Here is a 16,278-nt window from a genome sequence, read left to right as displayed (position 1 = left end):
CCAATTAAAAAGGAATAACAAACGAATAGAAAATAACAAATACTAAAAATTAGTATGTCTATGTTACAATAATTATACAATTAAATCTGATATGGAGTGAGGATATGATATCTATTTTTAATTATATAATATCAAATATTACAAAGATGAAAGATCAAATAATAAAGACAAGAAGCATTAAAGACTATCTTTCTTAAAAAAAGACACATTAATCTGTGTCTTTTATTTTCTCTATTTCTTTTGACAATTCTAGAAATAGGATTAGTTTCTATCCGAAGTATTGTTTGATTCTTGAATAATTTTCTTAAAGAAGGTAGACTGAGTTTATCCTAACATTTAGAACCTTTCGTTCTAACTTTCTGAGCTCGATCATTCATGATTGGGCTTTTTTTTATGCTATAATCAACTTCAATAAATTTGGGACAAATTTTTAGGAGAGACGATGATATGATTAAAGTTTATTATCTTTCTAAGACTAATTCGGGGCGTACGGCAATGAGGTGGTTGGAGAATCACAATCTGGAGTATGTCGATCGAAAGATTACTAAAAAAAATCCGATTAAAGTACACGAAATTAAAAAAATTTTGGCTCTTGCTGAAAATGGATTTGATGACTTGATCAATGCTCGGACCAAAAAATTCCAGGCGTTAGAAATTAATGAAAATGAGTGTTCGACAGAATATTTAATCGGAATACTTATCCAGAATCCTTCAGTGATTAAGTTGCCTATTATAATTGATGAAAAAAAGATAGTGATTGGATTTAACGAGAGAGAAATAAGATGTTTTCTATCAAAGGAATATAGACGTACACAATTATTGGATAGTGGTAGTTACTATCTAGAAGAATAATTGTAAGAAAAAATTTTTTAGAGTGTTCAGAAAATGGTTATTTCCTGAACACTCTTTTTATAATCCTAATTGAAGTGTATTATAGTCTCTTTATATATCCATTATCAATTGCTCCAATGTGGATTATGAAATCCAATCAGAAAGTACGAACAAACGAATAGAAAATAAGAGATACCAAAAATTAGTATGATATATCTTACAATTTTGTTCATTCTATTAAAATATAATGCTAGGAATACTAGGACTCCAGGTGGTCCAAAACCGGTTAAAAGATTTTCATAAATTTTATCTCCCAATAGGTTAGTATTTACTAAATAACTAGAAATAATAGCTATAAGAAAGACAATTACACTAATCACTTTCGTTATATGGCTATTTAACGTGAATTTCATTCAATCACTTCATTCTTTATAATTTTTTAATTTTTGCTTGCGACTGGGAGTTAAGGCTAGAAATAGGAAATTGTTCCACTAGTGTAACACGAACGCCACCTTTCGATGACCCAACGTTAATCCAACTTTGTATTGTATTACTTGCAGATCTAACAGTTGACCCTAAAATACCGCCACCTACTAATCCCAGCAACGCCCCTAAAGGACCTGCAACTGCAGCACCGCCGACAGTTCCGTTGGCCAGTAGTAATGTTGCTGTAGTAGCAAGGTCGGTGCGTAATTGTTGTAATCCAGACTTGCTTGTAGCAAATGAATTTACGCCATCATTAACAAATTTAGTTGAATATTTTGCTGCTACTCTCACTACAGTAATTTCAGCACCATCGTATTTTTCAATTAAATTAACTGCTGCTTTTTGTGTCGACTGACTATATACACGAGTTTTAAATTCAGTACTACATTGGTTTTGTAGTTGTGAAAATTATTTTTCGAACTTAATGTACTTATCATTTTTGGTTACAATTACTTTATCACTTGCTTCAAGTGTTGTATTTTCAGTAGCATATGCTACAGAACCAGTCACTAATTCAGTACCAACAATCAAGACTATAAAATCTAAATTCAAAAATTGGAAGCTGATGGATCAGAAAAAATCTTCAGTGAAAAATATACTGGAATGAAAAAAGAAAGCAGGAAAGAGTTAGAAAAATTGCTTTCTATTGTCGGAATGGAAATGAACAGTATGAGAGAAGTTGAAAAGAAAACAAATATATTATTGTCTAACTTGAAACGTATTAAGAAACAAACAAAAGAAGAAAAATTTACAAGTGGTCAACAATGAATCGAAAGGATCAAAAGAGATGGGTACATGAGAATTGGATTTATGATTTCTCAATTGATGAACTAGGCGTTTTTCAGGTTTTGAATACAACCGATACGGCTGAGGTTTTTGTATGTCGTAAGGTATATATAGAAACAAAAAGAAATGCTAAAAAATTAAACTATAGGATTCATGTCCCAAGAACACATTTGATTTGAAATTTGACAGAATTTTCTTATATAATAAAAAATATTGATTTAGTATCAATTCATACGTTATAATAATTTTATCCAAATCGGAAACTCAATGTTTTGCTATGTGAATAAGCAAATCAAAAAGAAGAGCGTTAGTTCATAATTAGTGCTCTTCTTTTTTCTATCAATAACTTAAAAATTTAGGATAGAATAATACCGAAGTGGAATGCACTGCACAAATGCTTATACTTATTGCTTTTTAGGAGGTAGTAATGTTTAATAAAATATGCTTTTATATTTTCATTATTCTAGGTATTACGACACTTAGTTTAAACTTTTTAAGGATTATTTTAGATATAGATGTTTTTAAAGGTTTTACAGTAACAAATAATATTTTGATATATTTGAGAAGCCTCTCTAACCCTGTTAAAATTATAATTACTTTAATTACATTTATTATTGTTGTTGTTTTATTAAAAGGATTTATTGGATATGTAGATAGTTTAAAATCAAAATAATATATATAAATTGAAATATAGAAGCTAATGTTATATTTGATAAAAGGGGGCTCTTTGTCAATAAATGAAAATAGGGCTGAAGAAACAATTATGGTTCATCATTACCATAAATTATAGAGCCATAAAAAAGCAGTCAATCGCAAGATTAACTGCTTTTTAAATAATTTTGTTCTATTCATGATATTTACTATTATTTAAACTATTCAAGCAGTGCTTTATCTCGAAAAATTAATAGTTTAGTGACATATAAAGTTGCTAAACTGTATACTTTAACTTAGTAAAAGGAGGAATAATATTGTCTATAAGTGAAAAGATAAAAGTATTGCGAATAGAAAAAGGATGGTCTCAAAAAAAATTAGCCGAAATGTTAAATGTATCTAGTCAAGCAATTTCAAATTGGGAAAGAGGACAAAGCTCTCCAGATATATCAAATATTATACAATTATCTGATCTATTTGATATAACCTTAGATGAACTTATTAAAGAAGATATTAATTTCAAGGAAGAATTAATCCACAAAAATTTAGAAAAGAAAATATCTATTGTTTTAAGTAGTATCATCTTGATTATTTTTATAGGAATCTTTGGATATTTTATCTTTAATGCTATCAAACGTAATTTTAAAGAAATAAATTATTTTGCTTTGTCAGTTTCTGTTCTTGGTATAATATATTTCATTAAAGAAATTCAAAGAAATAATTAAGTAGAATTGTAACTTTTAATTTGTAATAGTAAAAAATCATCTAATTATTTTGGCTTTTTGTCAATAGTAAAAATCCATCCGTGAAAACGGGTGGATTTTTAACAGCCCTAGAAGGGATCACCACTCGCTAGCCCCTTAAAAGGGGCTTTTTAAATGAGCACCAACCGCTCACAGCCCTATCTCTCTTTAACTATTTAAATGGATCTACATACTCTTGTTTACTTATACTATCTCTAATTCGATCATCTGCTTCTTGCTCTCGAATATATTTTTCAATTGTTTTTTGATTTAATCCAACTATACTCATGTAATATCCTTTGGATCAAAAGCTTTTATTACCATACTTATATTTCAAATTCGCATGTTTTTCATGGATTACGGTTGCGCTTTGTCCTTTTAAGTAACCCATAAAACTGGAAATACTAATTTTTGGCGATATTCTTACTAACAGTTGAATATGGTCAGGCATTGCATGACCTTCAATGATTTCAACATCTTTTATCTAACACAATTTTCTTAATATCTGACCAATATTACTCTTAACTTTCCATAAATCACTTTTCGTCGATACTTTTGGGTGAAGACAATGTGATACTTACAATTCCATCTCGTATGTGCTAAACTTTTATCGCTAAAGCTATTTCGTCCACGCTTAGAAACGCGCGGTTTTTTTGTTTCGTACGCTACGCGAACGAAATTGACTAAAGTCAATAAATGAAAATAGGACTGAAGAATCAATTCTGATTCATCAGTCCCATAAATTATAGAGCCTATTTTTTAGTTTTCAAAGATCAGACCTTGTTGTAAATAGATCCGTGCCCGAAAGCTATAAAAGTTGCGATAACCAAACGCAATTCGTTTAATCAGCTTTATCTTGTTATTTAGACCCTCCGTGACGTCGTTTGAGTAGATCCAATGTTGTGGAATCTTTGAGTAAGATAATATCGCTTGAGCCGATGGTACTTCTTCTGATTTTCAGACCACAATCATGACAGAGAAAACGGGTACGTTTTAATTCTAAAATAGTTAACTTTTCTTTGACTTTCAACATCTGAGTACGTGTCGTATAGGAACTGTTGCGGATAATACGAACCGATCCACAGTGTTCAAAATGGGAAGGTGAGTCATCCAATTTTCCTTTAATAAACTGAGCTTAAACACCTTTGATTTTATGTCAACACACAATATTATAGAATCTAAAAATAAAGTACACTTAAACTGTACAAAAAAAGACCTTTTCGCTAACCTCTTAAAAACTTACTTAACCAAATTACCAGAAATTGCTAGTTTGAGACAGTGCCCGTGATAAGTGCGTGAATAGAGTCCTTTTTTGGGTAATATATTTTACAGAAAAGGCGTGTATAAAATGACATGGGCAAATAATATTATAAAATTTAGAAGGGAAAATCATTTTACTCAAGAAGAATTGGAAAAAGAATTAGGAATTTCTCGACAATTTATTTCTAAGTGGGAGAATGGAGAAACATTACCAAGTATTGATAACCTGATTGTGTTAAGTGGTTTATTAAATATATCTTTGGATGAACTAATTACAGGAGAGCCTTATTTAAATTTTCCGTTCCACTTTGGAAAGCCTAATAATAAGTATCCGATTTTTATTTTGGTATTTATGTTAATATTTACGGTATTTTGTTTTAATCTATGTATAGAGCATATACCACTCAAAGTTTTTACATCGTTAGGTATAGTATGTCTGCTATATTTGTTTATTACTAACAATGGTCCTTTTGACTATAAACGATACTATCAATATTGGACAATCACAAAATCAGGTTTAACTTTTGTGAAAGAAGCAAAAGATAGTTCCAGAACAGTTCTGGATGAATCAACCTTTCTTTTAAAATCTATTTTTAGAAATAAAAATTTATATTATGTAGATTATAAAGAAATAGAATCAATTGAAATTATTTTAGAACCATTCAAGTTTAATCCTGACAAATTATTTTCTTTTTGGTCAACACCAAGAGCAAGTCACTTAATTAGGGAAACTTTTTTTCTCACAGTGATCACAAGAAGCGGAGAAACGATTAATTTAGATTTGAGTTCTGCTTTAATTAAAGAATCTAAGGAGCAAATTATGTTATTGACGATTCTTTCATTTTTCAAAAGAAAATCATTTATGTATTCGGATAAACAAGGGATATGAAAAATTATCAAAAATTCATCGGAAAATTGGATAAGTCATTTTTATAAATAACTATAAAAAAGTGGTAGAGCATTATTAGAAACTGACACTTTTTTTTAAGTAAATAAGATCAAGATTTTTTTATAATTCATCGATGTTTATCAGTGTAATGAAACGATTAGAGATTATATGATGGATCATGAATCCAAGACAATAGTATAGATGTCAATCCACATGTATGAACCGGAACAGTTGAAGAAATTCATCAGGCGAAACAAGATGTAGATGATCTGGATCAGTATTTATTATTTAGAGAATATCATGAGATTGATGTGACACGTTTAGTCGTTCTTAAAAAGTGTCCGGAGAAAAGATCGACGCAAGTAATGTATTATGTACGAAGTGCTTATTAAAAATAATATTTTAAAACAAATTTAGTGTTTTAAAAGAAGTTAATTTGTAAAAATAACCAATTCGTAATATTTTACACCAACTATTGTGAAAATAATAGACTGTTTTTTCAGAATTTTGTATGTCACAATCCTAATTGTGAAGGATGTTACAAGGCAGAAAGGCGCAATGAATCAATCGGGAAAAAATTGCTTTGTGAATAGTCGTTTGCATAAATTGATTATAAAATAATAAAAAAATAGAAGGTGAACAACAATGAAAAAGTGGGGAAAATATTTTTCTTTATTAGGAGTATTGTTAGTTGGGTTGAGTACATTCGTTTGTGCTGGCACAAGTGTTTATGCGGCTGAAGAAACAACAGAAATGAATCAACAATTGAAAAATGAATTAGTAGATGAATTAACTTTTTATTTTGAAACAGTTGGTTCTTTTGATGAAGATGGAGTTTATCATGTAAATGATTTAAATGCAATTCACGAACGAATCAATCAGAATACTGAAGAAGGAATAGCTGCGAAAGCATTTTATGAGCAGATTGTTGTGCCAAGTTTACAACGAGTGAATTGGAAAAAGTATGCTGGTTGTGTAGTAATTAATTCATTGCCTGGAGGTGGAGTTGCGTGGGCTTTAGGAACAGCAGCTTCTGCCCAAAGTGGATTCATCGAAGCTTTGAAAGCTTTTAATTTTGAAAAAGCAGCAGATATATTAATAAAGATTGCAGAAAAACAGTTAGGTAAAGCGGCCGCAAAAGAATTAGCAAAGGTAAATGTTGTTGCGGGAATTGCAACAGCGGCAGTTAGTTGTGCAATGGAATGAGTATGAAAACTTTAGAAGAAGAGCATATTGCCTTTAAACGAGCGATGATTACAGAAAATATTTTCTTAAATCATAACTATCTTCGTGTTACAAAAGCGTGTTCACCCGTATTAAATATGCTTGGTGGTGGTAATGGCTTATACCATTACCTTTTTACAGATATTTGTTGGTTGATCTTTTTGAATCATGAATTACTTATGATTACTGAAAAGACGGAAAATGTCAAAAGTGATTTTGATTATTCCATGTTGCGTATTAGCTACAAAAATATTACTGAATTTTTAATCGAAAAAGTACCTTTTTGGGGACAGCACTGTTTAAAAGTAAAAACCAATCAAAAGACAATGTATTTTTATATTGATGTTGATAGTATTCTTTCGATGAGTTGTATGGACTTTTCTAGTGTTAACTTTCGTTTTTTATTGGAGAATGATTTCAATGGTTTATTAACTTCTAAGTGAAAGCACTTGAGTGTATACAAATAAAATGTGCAATTAAACATCTTATTTGTTGGATTTATTAATAGTGGAATAAATACATTCGTTGACGCTGGTATAAAAGTAGTGGCTTAAGGGAATTTAATATAATTTTTTGCTTAGAGAAATGAGGAAGAAAAACTGAATGAAAACGATAAAAAAGTTCTTATTTTTATACTTTCGTGTGTAGCAATTTCTATCATTCTTCCTTTAGGGTATTTTATTGTTAATTTGACTTTATTAGGAGCATCTTTTTCAGAAGCATTTAGGGATTTTCTTTTAACGTTTAGTTTGATGTTCTTTTTTACCCTTATAGGAATGTTGTGGGAGAAAAATCATTAATATCAAAATTTAATCTTTTTATGGAGACAGAGAAAATGAAAAAATATTTATTTACGGATTTAAATGTATTGGATTTATTGGTGTTGGACTATTTGCGACAACTGAATCAGCTTCCGCAGCAAGTTTGGTACAATCCTATTTGGTATAATCCAAATATTGAGTGTCAAAATGGCTATGCTTATGGTCCAACAAATCTAAAAAATGGAAAATGTAGGGTGAATTGGAACGGTGTAATAAATGATACTATTGGAAATATGACTAGCGCAACCAATAATATTAGGAATGATATGAGAACTATTTTAATATGGCATAACTTAAAAAGTATTTGATTCTTAAAAAAGTAATTTCATTTATTTTTTTCTAAAATTTTGTTGAAGTATGATTAAATTTTAATCTTCAGAATTCACAGAATATGTTGTGATGAACTCATTGCCATTTGGTGGAGTTGTTTGGGATATTCTTAATCGAGAACACTTAATGCAAACTCTAATCAATGCTTTACAAGGAAAATTTATGATTATGCTGTTAAAATTCTTTTGAATGTGGCTAAAAAAAGTTTATCTTCTGCACAATTTGCAAAATTCAATGCAGCAACTATTGTAGCTGGAATAGCAATCAACGCTGTGTCTTGTTGGGGAAATTAATGGAAGTGGTAAAATGATTTCAGATGATCGATTAGAACAACAGATAGTTTCATTTTTAAAGTATTTAGAAATTACACCTCAAGAGAATTATTTTACATGTTACAGTTATGCGTATCCTATTTTGAATAGTATTCCTTTCGATGCTTTGATCCAAGGGTTAATTACTAATATTGTGTTGTTTATATGTACACCTAGTGAAGTGATTGAAAAAAATAGGTAGTGGTGTTTCTTTGGTAAATCTAAAAGAGGCAGCATTCAGTAAAAAGCTTATTCGTATTCCTAAATCTACTATTAAGAAGTTTGAAATTAAAAATTATTCTAGTTTAGGGATAAAGTCCGGCTATTTGTTAATAATTGAAGCAGAGAAAAAGTATTATTATCATATAGCTAGCGTAACGGGAAATGATTTTTCTACGCGGAATTTTTTTGAAATGAAACAACAAAATTTTTGTGGTTTACTTACAATTGATTAATTTTAAAATAACTAGTCAGCTTTATTTAAAAATATGAAAGAAGGTTTTTCTCTATGATGAAATTTTTAAAGCCAAAAAAATATAAAGTTATTTGCTTAGCTGCATCATCATTGATGACATCTGAAATTCTGTTTTTTAGTGGGATAAATGCAGATGCTGAGGAAGTGATAGCAAATTCGGCTCAAATACAAAATGTTTTATCAGATAATAGCACTGTGTATGATGGAGAACCTGTTATTCAAGAAAGAGGATGGGAATGGATTGGTGATGTGCTAGGTGCTATTGGTAATGCCGCACATCCTGTTAATCCACAACAAGTAATAGATCAATTAAATGGAAAATACCCACATCGTGGCCCTGTACATTCTTGTGTTCCTGGAGGAACTGGTGGAACACCTAATGCATGTAATTTTAGATGAGGATGTGGGATTCGTATGAAAGCTTTATATAAAGGTCATTTATCAGATGTATGGGAAATTAGTAAAACTAATATTCAACCAATATGGGTTCAAAAAGCTTTTAAAGAAAATTATTTAAGATGGAATGATGATAAATTAGTAATTTCGATGAGTGGAATAAATCCGTCTGTGAAATTCAATTTGAAGATAACCTTATTGAGTTATCCTGGTTATGCATCGTATCCAATAGGATATATTGGAGATTTTTTAGATATTACTAATCATAGCGTTGTTTCAAAAAAACGATTTTATAAACATTATAAGATTGTTGAAGAAGATTCATTATAATATTGCTCATTTATAGCGAGAAAAAAGTAGTGAAAGAAGTTGTTTTATTATCATTTTAAGCAATCAGTAAATATCCACCCGTGAAAACGGGTGGATATTTACTGATAAATTTTCTTTTTGGATATTCGTAACGATTCTTTACATTCGTTTGTCAAGATTAATAAAGAGACCTGATTGTAAAATATTGAAAAAAACGAAAGAAAATATTCTTAAAATTAATCAAGAAGAATGTTCTTCTAACACACCTACAAAAAATGGAAACACGGTAAAATATATTTGTATCAAGGGATTAATCGTAAATGAGGGAATCGCAGACAATTTATTCTTCTAATTTTCTAGATATTCAAAAATTGAATTGAATGTAACGTATGCTTTAGTTTATCGAGTTATAGAATGGTGTGATTAAATAAATTTTTAGTTCTATCAATTTTTTAATATCTCTATTATGAATTTGACAATATGAAACCAATCAATTACTATTTCCGCATTAGATAGAACACGCTTTGTAGGCTAGAAGTTGGTGGTATTCATGTCTGCGATTAAAAATTATACTGATTCTGGATTGGTGTAGTCTAAGAAATAATTTGTTTATCAAGGTAATTTATTTTTAAAAATCTTTCAATTAATCCACGTGTTTTGTCATCTGCACAAGTAAAGCCCATTTCACGTACTATGGAAGTGTGCGGAAGAAGTTTGTCAACTATTAATATTTTTAGAAGAATCTTTATAGAGACCTTTTTAGTAAATAGCTTTTAAACTTTTTCAAGGTACGAATAATGGTGATCAAATATATCTGATAACAAAAGATAAAGACATTTTTTCGTTCAGCAGAGAAGTAATTTTATATCTGATATGATTCACAATTTAACGTCTGAAGTAGACAAAATAATTTTGATAGGTTCAATGTTTTCAACAGTTTTTGCAGGAATCGAGTTATTTTTTATGCGCATATTCATGAGAATAATATTGTAAGAAATTTTTTATAAAAGTATTTACAAATAATAAATAAATTTGTATCTTATTATCGAGATGAAAACGCTGTTCTTTAGCTAGAAACAAAGTGCAAAATTTTTATCTTTATTTTTTATTTGGAAAGGAAAATAGTTTATGAAAAATGTATTTAGAAGAGTAAGTACATGTCTTTTATGCGTTACATGTTTATCTGCTGGAATTATATTGCCTACTACACACATGAACATTGTATTTGCACAAGAGACACAACAACAAAAAGATCTTTATCAAGTGACTACCACAAAGATTACAAAAAATAAGGGAGAATCAGTTAATAAGTTCGAGATCTTAAATGCTGTTCAGACAACAGCATTTGGTCAAGTACCTGTTATTAAATCTGTTCTTAAAGAATATGAACAAAGACTTCCTTTGATGATTAAAAATGATGGAGACTATAATTTTCCTGTTCAAGTTCAGTATCCGGATGGTAGTATTACAGAAGTCACTGTTTCTGTGGTAACACCTAATAATGCGATTACTGGAAAAGAGCAGGAATCTGAACTAGTCACAGAAAAACAAAAATTGACAGTTGCTTTAAATGACTTGCTTATATTAATCCAAGAAAATCCAAATACTTTTCCTTATACAGAAGAATCAAAAACAGTGTATGCGAATGCTGTATCAAATGCTTATGAACCATATAAAGAAGGAAAAGCGATTGTAAATAGTTCTAATGCTACATTAGAGGAGATTAAAAAGGCACTGGCTGACGTTGAAACACAAAAAACTGCAATTATTTCTGCAAAGGAGGGGTTTGTTGAACGACAAGCTACAGCTGAAGAAGTAAACAGATATAATACTCTTTTATCACAACTAGAAACTGCACTTAAAACAGCTGTAAAAACAAGTGATAAAGCACCAACAAGTATTTCAACCTATGAAGAAGTAAAAGATCGGGCTCAATCATTATTAGATAAAGCAAAAAAAATGTCATTAGGAAATGTATTATTCAATAATCTATTAGAAATGTTTAAAGAAGTAGAGGCAATGAAAAAAGAATTAATTATTGCACAAAATACATTAATGAAGTCTACTTCTCAAGCGCAACAATATAATCCGAAAGGGAAAGAAGTGACAGTATCAATTGGTGATCCGATTCAGCCCTTAGATTTTATTCAGAATGCCGAAGCAATCGATCAATTACCACAAGGGACAACCGTTAAGTGGACTTATGGAAAACCAATGACAGATGTTGAATACGACAAAGCACCAATTAGTATTACTTTTACGTATCCAGATGGTTCAACTGATATTGTTTCAGCAGCATTAACCGTAATACCACAAAAAGATCCTGAAAATTCTAATAGTGCTGGAATTCATAAAGAGCCATTAAATGGAAACATTGGGGATACTTCAAAACTAATGGATAAAAAAGATGAAAGACAACTAGAACAAAAGACTGATGTTACTCCTAGAGTGGCTAAAGCAGTTCAAAAAATATCTGAAGATAAACAGGAGAACAAAAAGTTACCAAAAACAGGAGAATCTGAACAATATGTTTTAATGTTAGGTGGTAGTTTTCTTCTATTGCTATCTTTTATAGGTTTAATATTTAAAAATAAGTATTTATAAGTAGATTACATTGATAACAAATATATAATATTTTTATATAGTCAAATTAATTAATGTTGATGGAAAATGGAATTTAATTTTTCATCAACATTAATTTTAGTTTAATGATTTTAATCAGTTTTGTTCGCGTAGTGTATGAAAAAACGCGAGTTTCTACTAGAGGATGAAGTAGCTTTAGCGAAAAAAACTCCTTTCGATATACTAACTACTTATCAGTAATTAGTATATCGAAAGGAGTTTTTTATGTTTAACTAAATAGGATTATAAGTATCACATAATTAAAGCATCTGTGAAAAGTGATTTATGGAAAGCCAAGAGTAAGTATTGGCTAGATAGTAAGAAAATTGTACGAAATGAAAGATGTCGAAATTATAGAAGCACACGTTATGCTTGATTACATCGATATTTAGTGAGAATTCAAAAATAAGTGTTTCCAGTTTTATGAACTATTTAAAAGCTGAATCACAACTTTAATCCATGAAAAATGTGCGGATTTGAAATATAGGTATGGAAATAAAAGATTTTGGTCTAAAGGATTAGTTTAAATAAAAAATAGAATTTATTATAATTGAAATCGTTCATATAATTCACTTATTTTTTCACTATTTGGAGTATAGAGTTTCAGATAAAGATAAGCTGTCTTAAAAATTTTTATTAAGTGTATTTGATATTTTATTTTGATAATAGTATTAATCATCTATCTCCAATATAAAACTTTTTTCTCTATATAAGTAGCCATATAGTAAAGGACCAACCCTATAATGGATAAAGTAATAACTGATGAAAGTATAATGTTTATATCATACATTTCATTTCCATATGTTAAAAGGTAACCTAAGCCTGACTTGGCCCCCATCATTTCGCCTATAACCGCAGCAGTAATGGCTTGTGTCACGGAGACTTTAATTCCCGATATAATTGCAGAAAAAGCAAATGGCAATTCCAAACTAATAAATTTTTGAAACTTACTTGCTTTTAATATTTTTAATAATTCGATATAACGAATATCAATTTGTTTAAAAGCTGTGTATTGGTTGACCATAATTGGAAATGAAACAACTAAAATAACTAAAGCAATCTTAGATTGGATACCCAGTCCGAACCACAATATGAATAAAGGAGCTAAAGAAATTTTAGGTGCTATTTGGATAATTAAAATTAAGGGCATCAGCAGCCGTTCAATTAACTTTATTTTAACAATTAAGTATCCTAAAAAAACACCTAAAATAATTCCAAAAAATGTTCCAATAAAAATTTCTTGTAGAGTAACCCATGCATTTATTAGTAATTCACCAGTAGATATATAGGTTAGAAAAAAACTAGTTAATTTTGTGGGTGATGGCAAAATGTAGTTTGGAACATTGCTAATTCTCACAGATAATTCCCAAATAATAATAATAAGAGTAAAGAGTAAAGAAGGGTATATAATATTTTTTGATTTCATTACTTTTTCTCTCCCTCATCAAGATTTACGACTAATTGCTTTGCGTCATACTTATCTGAGATTAAATTATATTCGCACAATAAGTCGATATAGTTGTTATATCGAGAAACATCAGAATACCCGAAACCATAACTGAATGTATTTTTACTTTGCCAAAGTTTTGGGACAAATTCATTCTCCATAACTTTTTTTATTTTTTTTTCAGACCCTTTCGCAGAAGGAGCGTAGTCAGCGATCGCGGTTTCAATACCAGTACTTAAGTGCCCATCTACGAGAAAAGCTAGTGATCGATTCAATGCCTTCACGAATTTTTGACATAGATCTAGATTTTTTTTCAGGAATTTATCACTTGTGATTACGACATTTCCTTGTGTAGGCATGTAGTTTTCAGAGCGAAACTCTCCAACAGTTAGGCCTTGTTCTTGTAAATCGTAAGCTCTTAACATTGAAAAACTAATGGCATCTACTTGGTCGGAAACAAGAGAATTTACGATAGCTCCTGTACCAATTATTTTGATAGAAACATCGTCTAATGATAGTCCTACCTGCTCTAATATGACTTGCAACTGAATAAAGTTAGGACTTCCATAGGAGGTAATACCAATTGTTTTCCCTTGTAAATCTTCAGGCTTACGAATAGTAGAATTCTTTTTGTAAATAATGGATCCGAGACCTTCTTGATAAGTAGTATGAATAATTTTAACTGGAACTCCATTTGATCGTCCAATGACAACGGGATCAGAGTTTGGAAAACCAAATTCTACGTTGTTAGCAGCAACATTTTTCACAATTTCCGAAGCAGAGGCATAATAGAATTCTACGTCTAAACCTTCTTCTTCAAACCAACCTTTTTCTTTAGCTAAGTACAATGGAGCATAATATGGGGTTGCAGCACCATCAATTTGAATAGAAACTTTAGCCAAACCAGTGCTTGTATGTTCAATAGATACTTCTTTATTTTTACAGCTACTTAAACTAAATAATAAACATAGCCCCCAAAAAATTATTAATAAATTTTTTTTCATTTTTGATCCCCCGATTTATTCCAGGATAAGAAATAAGCTTCAAAGTGTTCGATAATAGCATAGAAAAGTAGACCTAAAATTATTGTAAAGAAAATTCCCGCAATTAATAAGGGAGTATTAAAAGTTGAAGATGCATACGTTTGGATGTATCCTAATCCGTTTTGACCAGACATCCATTCAGCAACTGTAGCACCAATAATTGCTTGGACGATTCCTACTTTCAAAGCAGCAAAAATGGAAGGAAGAGCATATGGAATTTCTAGGCTTTTGAGCACTTGCGAACGATCAGCATTTAATATTTTCATCAAATTATACATGTCTTTTGGGATAGCATTCATACCATCGATCATTCCAATAACAATCGGGAAAAACACCATTGAAAAGACAACAAATAGCTTAGAAAATAATCCTAAGCCAAACCAAATGATAAATATGGGGACTAGAGCAATTTTAGGAGCTGCTTGGAAAAATATTAAGAAAGGCATCAGCATTAATCTAATGGTTTCGTTTTTATAAATAAAGTATCCTACAATTAGCCCAAATAATGAAGCCATTAGAAACCCAATGATTGTCTCGAATCCTGTTACAAATATATGAAACCAAATATTTCCACTGATTACCTGATTCATAATCTCTTTCAAAACATCTAGGGGAGATGGGAGTATAAACGCTGGAACATCTTCTTTACTAATATATAACTGCCAAACAATCATCAGCAATAAAATGGATATCAAAGGATCAGATATATGAGTATTTTTTTTGGGCTTCAATGGATCAGATATATGAGTATTTTTTTTGGGCTTCAATGTTCTAACTCCCCTCTTAAATAATTGCTATATTTAATAAATTGATCTGAACCTCGAATTTTTAAATCACGTTGCTTATCCAAGTCGATTGGAATAACTTCTTTAATTGTTCCAGGTCGAGCACTCATTATAACAACCTTAGTTGATAGAAAAACTGCCTCATCTATATCATGTGTAACAAATAGTATAGTTTTTCCAGATTCACTCCAAATTCGTGATAGTTCGAGGTTTAATGTATCACGTGTCATAGCATCTAAAGCACCAAAAGGCTCATCCATCATTAGCACTGTTGGATCATATGAGAGAGCGCGCGCAATAGAAGCTCTTTGTTTCATTCCCCCAGAAAGTTCTTTTGGTAAAGCATTACGAAACTTTTCTAAACCAACCATTTTGATTAAATCATCAACCTGAGCTAAGCTGCTAGCATTTTTTTGTTTTTTTATTTCCAAAGGGAAAATAACGTTTTGATAAACTGTTTTCCATGGAAATAAAACAGAATCTTGAAAAACGAAACCATTATTTTTGTTTTCCAAAGTAAATGTTAATTCTCCAGAATCATATGTCTCTAATCCACTAATAATACGAAGAAGTGTTGATTTCCCACAGCCACTTGGCCCTATTAAGGAAATAAATTCCCCTTCACTTACTGTTAAATTTATGTTTTTTAAAGCTGTTATCCTTTCATTAGCATTTGTGATAAATGTTTTTTCTAGGTTTTTAACGTTTATTAATAGATTTTGCATTTTTTCTCCTTATTATTAATAGAGTTAAATGATAATTTTCTGTTTTTTATTAGTTAACTCTATAAATCATTGTTATTTTTATTTGGTATTAATCATTTTCCTATAACCATTTTTAGTAGAGCGGTAAACTTTACTATTTCTTGT

At 30.1% G+C, this 16,278-nt stretch carries 18 protein-coding genes and 2 pseudogenes; 12 read left to right on the top strand and 8 right to left on the bottom strand.

Translation table 11 applies throughout. From position 1 onward, the window contains the following. Positions 1–447 precede the first annotated feature (447 nt). Positions 448–852: a Spx/MgsR family RNA polymerase-binding regulatory protein gene (locus FE005_RS16395; RefSeq protein WP_135172271.1), complete on the top strand. Its 405-nt coding sequence runs from the start codon at positions 448–450 to the stop codon at positions 850–852. A gap of 408 nt (positions 853–1,260) precedes the next feature. Here the strand turns inward: FE005_RS16395 and FE005_RS16390 are convergent, their stop codons facing one another. Then, complete coding sequence (locus tag FE005_RS16390; protein WP_138372300.1) at positions 1,261–1,608, bottom strand: hypothetical protein; 348 nt, start codon at positions 1,606–1,608, stop codon at positions 1,261–1,263. 255 nt (positions 1,609–1,863) lie between these two features. Between FE005_RS16390 and FE005_RS16385 the strand changes: the two genes are divergently transcribed. The 3 genes from FE005_RS16385 (at position 1,864) to FE005_RS16375 (ending at position 3,479) form a co-directional block, all read left to right on the top strand. Beyond that, complete coding sequence (locus FE005_RS16385; RefSeq protein ID WP_242386977.1) at positions 1,864–2,085, top strand: hypothetical protein; 222 nt, start codon at positions 1,864–1,866, stop codon at positions 2,083–2,085. A gap of 445 nt (positions 2,086–2,530) precedes the next feature. Then, positions 2,531–2,776, top strand: coding sequence for a hypothetical protein (locus tag FE005_RS16380; RefSeq protein WP_138372299.1), 246 nt, complete (start codon positions 2,531–2,533; stop codon positions 2,774–2,776). Between the two features lie 295 nt (positions 2,777–3,071). Further along, positions 3,072–3,479: a helix-turn-helix domain-containing protein gene (locus FE005_RS16375; protein ID WP_175413590.1), complete on the top strand. Its 408-nt coding sequence runs from the start codon at positions 3,072–3,074 to the stop codon at positions 3,477–3,479. A gap of 190 nt (positions 3,480–3,669) precedes the next feature. On the opposite strand, the pseudogene tnpA reads toward FE005_RS16375, so the two are convergent. From tnpA to FE005_RS16360, 3 genes and pseudogenes are all read right to left on the bottom strand, one after another. After that, positions 3,670–4,067: pseudogene (gene tnpA, locus FE005_RS16370) on the bottom strand (IS200/IS605 family transposase). Between the two features lie 189 nt (positions 4,068–4,256). After that, positions 4,257–4,424, bottom strand: a complete 168-nt coding sequence (locus FE005_RS16365) for a transposase (protein WP_340139797.1) — start codon at positions 4,422–4,424, stop codon at positions 4,257–4,259. Between the two features lie 34 nt (positions 4,425–4,458). Further along, positions 4,459–4,644 (bottom strand): annotated as a pseudogene (locus FE005_RS16360) (transposase family protein); the annotation flags it as partial. Between the two features lie 201 nt (positions 4,645–4,845). Between FE005_RS16360 and FE005_RS16355 the strand changes: the two are divergent. The 8 genes from FE005_RS16355 (at position 4,846) to FE005_RS16315 (ending at position 12,116) form a co-directional block, all read left to right on the top strand. After that, a complete protein-coding gene (locus FE005_RS16355) occupies positions 4,846–5,646 on the top strand; it encodes a helix-turn-helix domain-containing protein (RefSeq protein ID WP_138372297.1) in 801 nt (266 codons plus the stop codon). 645 nt (positions 5,647–6,291) lie between these two features. Continuing rightward, entirely contained in the window at positions 6,292–6,852 is a 561-nt protein-coding gene (locus FE005_RS16350; RefSeq protein WP_138372296.1) for a peptidase, read from the top strand. Between the two features lie 2 nt (positions 6,853–6,854). Continuing rightward, positions 6,855–7,313 (top strand): hypothetical protein, encoded by a 459-nt coding sequence (locus FE005_RS16345; RefSeq protein ID WP_138372295.1) that lies wholly within the window; start codon positions 6,855–6,857, stop codon positions 7,311–7,313. A gap of 392 nt (positions 7,314–7,705) precedes the next feature. Further along, positions 7,706–7,999 (top strand): hypothetical protein, encoded by a 294-nt coding sequence (locus tag FE005_RS16340; RefSeq protein ID WP_103301377.1) that lies wholly within the window; start codon positions 7,706–7,708, stop codon positions 7,997–7,999. 518 nt (positions 8,000–8,517) lie between these two features. Beyond that, positions 8,518–8,787 carry a hypothetical protein gene (locus FE005_RS17130; RefSeq protein ID WP_228081233.1) on the top strand — a complete coding sequence of 90 codons (270 nt, stop codon included), beginning with the start codon at positions 8,518–8,520 and terminating at the stop codon, positions 8,785–8,787. A 215-nt stretch (positions 8,788–9,002) separates the two neighbouring features. Beyond that, complete coding sequence (locus tag FE005_RS16330) at positions 9,003–9,206, top strand: ComC/BlpC family peptide pheromone/bacteriocin (protein ID WP_242386957.1); 204 nt, start codon at positions 9,003–9,005, stop codon at positions 9,204–9,206. A gap of 15 nt (positions 9,207–9,221) precedes the next feature. Next, a complete protein-coding gene (locus tag FE005_RS16325) occupies positions 9,222–9,533 on the top strand; it encodes a hypothetical protein (protein ID WP_103301378.1) in 312 nt (103 codons plus the stop codon). Positions 9,534–10,640: 1,107 nt separating this feature from the next. Beyond that, complete coding sequence (locus tag FE005_RS16315) at positions 10,641–12,116, top strand: Rib/alpha-like domain-containing protein (RefSeq protein ID WP_138372294.1); 1,476 nt, start codon at positions 10,641–10,643, stop codon at positions 12,114–12,116. A gap of 697 nt (positions 12,117–12,813) precedes the next feature. Here the strand turns inward: FE005_RS16315 and FE005_RS16310 are convergent. From FE005_RS16310 to FE005_RS16295, 4 genes are read right to left on the bottom strand one after another with little or no spacing between them, the layout of a single operon-like run. Beyond that, the gene (locus tag FE005_RS16310) at positions 12,814–13,560 is read right to left on the bottom strand and encodes an ABC transporter permease (RefSeq protein ID WP_103301380.1); all 747 of its coding nucleotides are present in this window, start codon (positions 13,558–13,560) and stop codon (positions 12,814–12,816) included. Beyond that, positions 13,560–14,585 carry an ABC transporter substrate-binding protein gene (locus FE005_RS16305; protein ID WP_103301381.1) on the bottom strand — a complete coding sequence of 342 codons (1,026 nt, stop codon included), beginning with the start codon at positions 14,583–14,585 and terminating at the stop codon, positions 13,560–13,562. The genes FE005_RS16310 and FE005_RS16305 overlap by 1 nt, the downstream gene beginning before the upstream one ends. Continuing rightward, complete coding sequence (locus tag FE005_RS16300) at positions 14,582–15,391, bottom strand: ABC transporter permease (protein WP_254697013.1); 810 nt, start codon at positions 15,389–15,391, stop codon at positions 14,582–14,584. Before FE005_RS16300 ends, FE005_RS16305 begins: the two co-directional genes overlap by 4 nt. After that, positions 15,388–16,134, bottom strand: coding sequence for an ABC transporter ATP-binding protein (locus FE005_RS16295; protein ID WP_103301382.1), 747 nt, complete (start codon positions 16,132–16,134; stop codon positions 15,388–15,390). Before FE005_RS16295 ends, FE005_RS16300 begins: the two co-directional genes overlap by 4 nt. Positions 16,135–16,278: the final 144 nt, after the last annotated feature.

It is taken from the genome of Enterococcus sp. M190262, assembly GCF_005843965.1.
GTDB classification, from domain to species: domain Bacteria; phylum Bacillota; class Bacilli; order Lactobacillales; family Enterococcaceae; genus Enterococcus_D; species Enterococcus_D gallinarum.
Note: the sequence above shows the minus strand (reverse complement) of the source record. Positions and strands in the feature narration are given on the sequence as shown.

Excerpts from the sequence above, each read along its gene's own strand:
- FE005_RS16395 (WP_135172271.1), top strand. The coding sequence starts at position 448 with ATGATTAAAGTTTATTATCTTTCTAAGACTAATTCGGGGCGTACGGCA.
- FE005_RS16380 (WP_138372299.1), top strand. The coding sequence starts at position 2,531 with ATGTTTAATAAAATATGCTTTTATATTTTCATTATTCTAGGTATTACG.
- FE005_RS16355 (WP_138372297.1), top strand. The coding sequence starts at position 4,846 with ATGACATGGGCAAATAATATTATAAAATTTAGAAGGGAAAATCATTTT.
- FE005_RS16350 (WP_138372296.1), top strand. The coding sequence starts at position 6,292 with ATGAAAAAGTGGGGAAAATATTTTTCTTTATTAGGAGTATTGTTAGTT.
- FE005_RS16345 (WP_138372295.1), top strand. The coding sequence starts at position 6,855 with ATGAAAACTTTAGAAGAAGAGCATATTGCCTTTAAACGAGCGATGATT.
- FE005_RS16340 (WP_103301377.1), top strand. The coding sequence starts at position 7,706 with ATGAAAAAATATTTATTTACGGATTTAAATGTATTGGATTTATTGGTG.
- FE005_RS16325 (WP_103301378.1), top strand. The coding sequence starts at position 9,222 with ATGAAAGCTTTATATAAAGGTCATTTATCAGATGTATGGGAAATTAGT.
- FE005_RS16315 (WP_138372294.1), top strand. The coding sequence starts at position 10,641 with ATGAAAAATGTATTTAGAAGAGTAAGTACATGTCTTTTATGCGTTACA.
- FE005_RS16310 (WP_103301380.1), bottom strand. The coding sequence starts at position 13,560 with ATGAAATCAAAAAATATTATATACCCTTCTTTACTCTTTACTCTTATT.
- FE005_RS16305 (WP_103301381.1), bottom strand. The coding sequence starts at position 14,585 with ATGAAAAAAAATTTATTAATAATTTTTTGGGGGCTATGTTTATTATTT.
- FE005_RS16295 (WP_103301382.1), bottom strand. The coding sequence starts at position 16,134 with ATGCAAAATCTATTAATAAACGTTAAAAACCTAGAAAAAACATTTATC.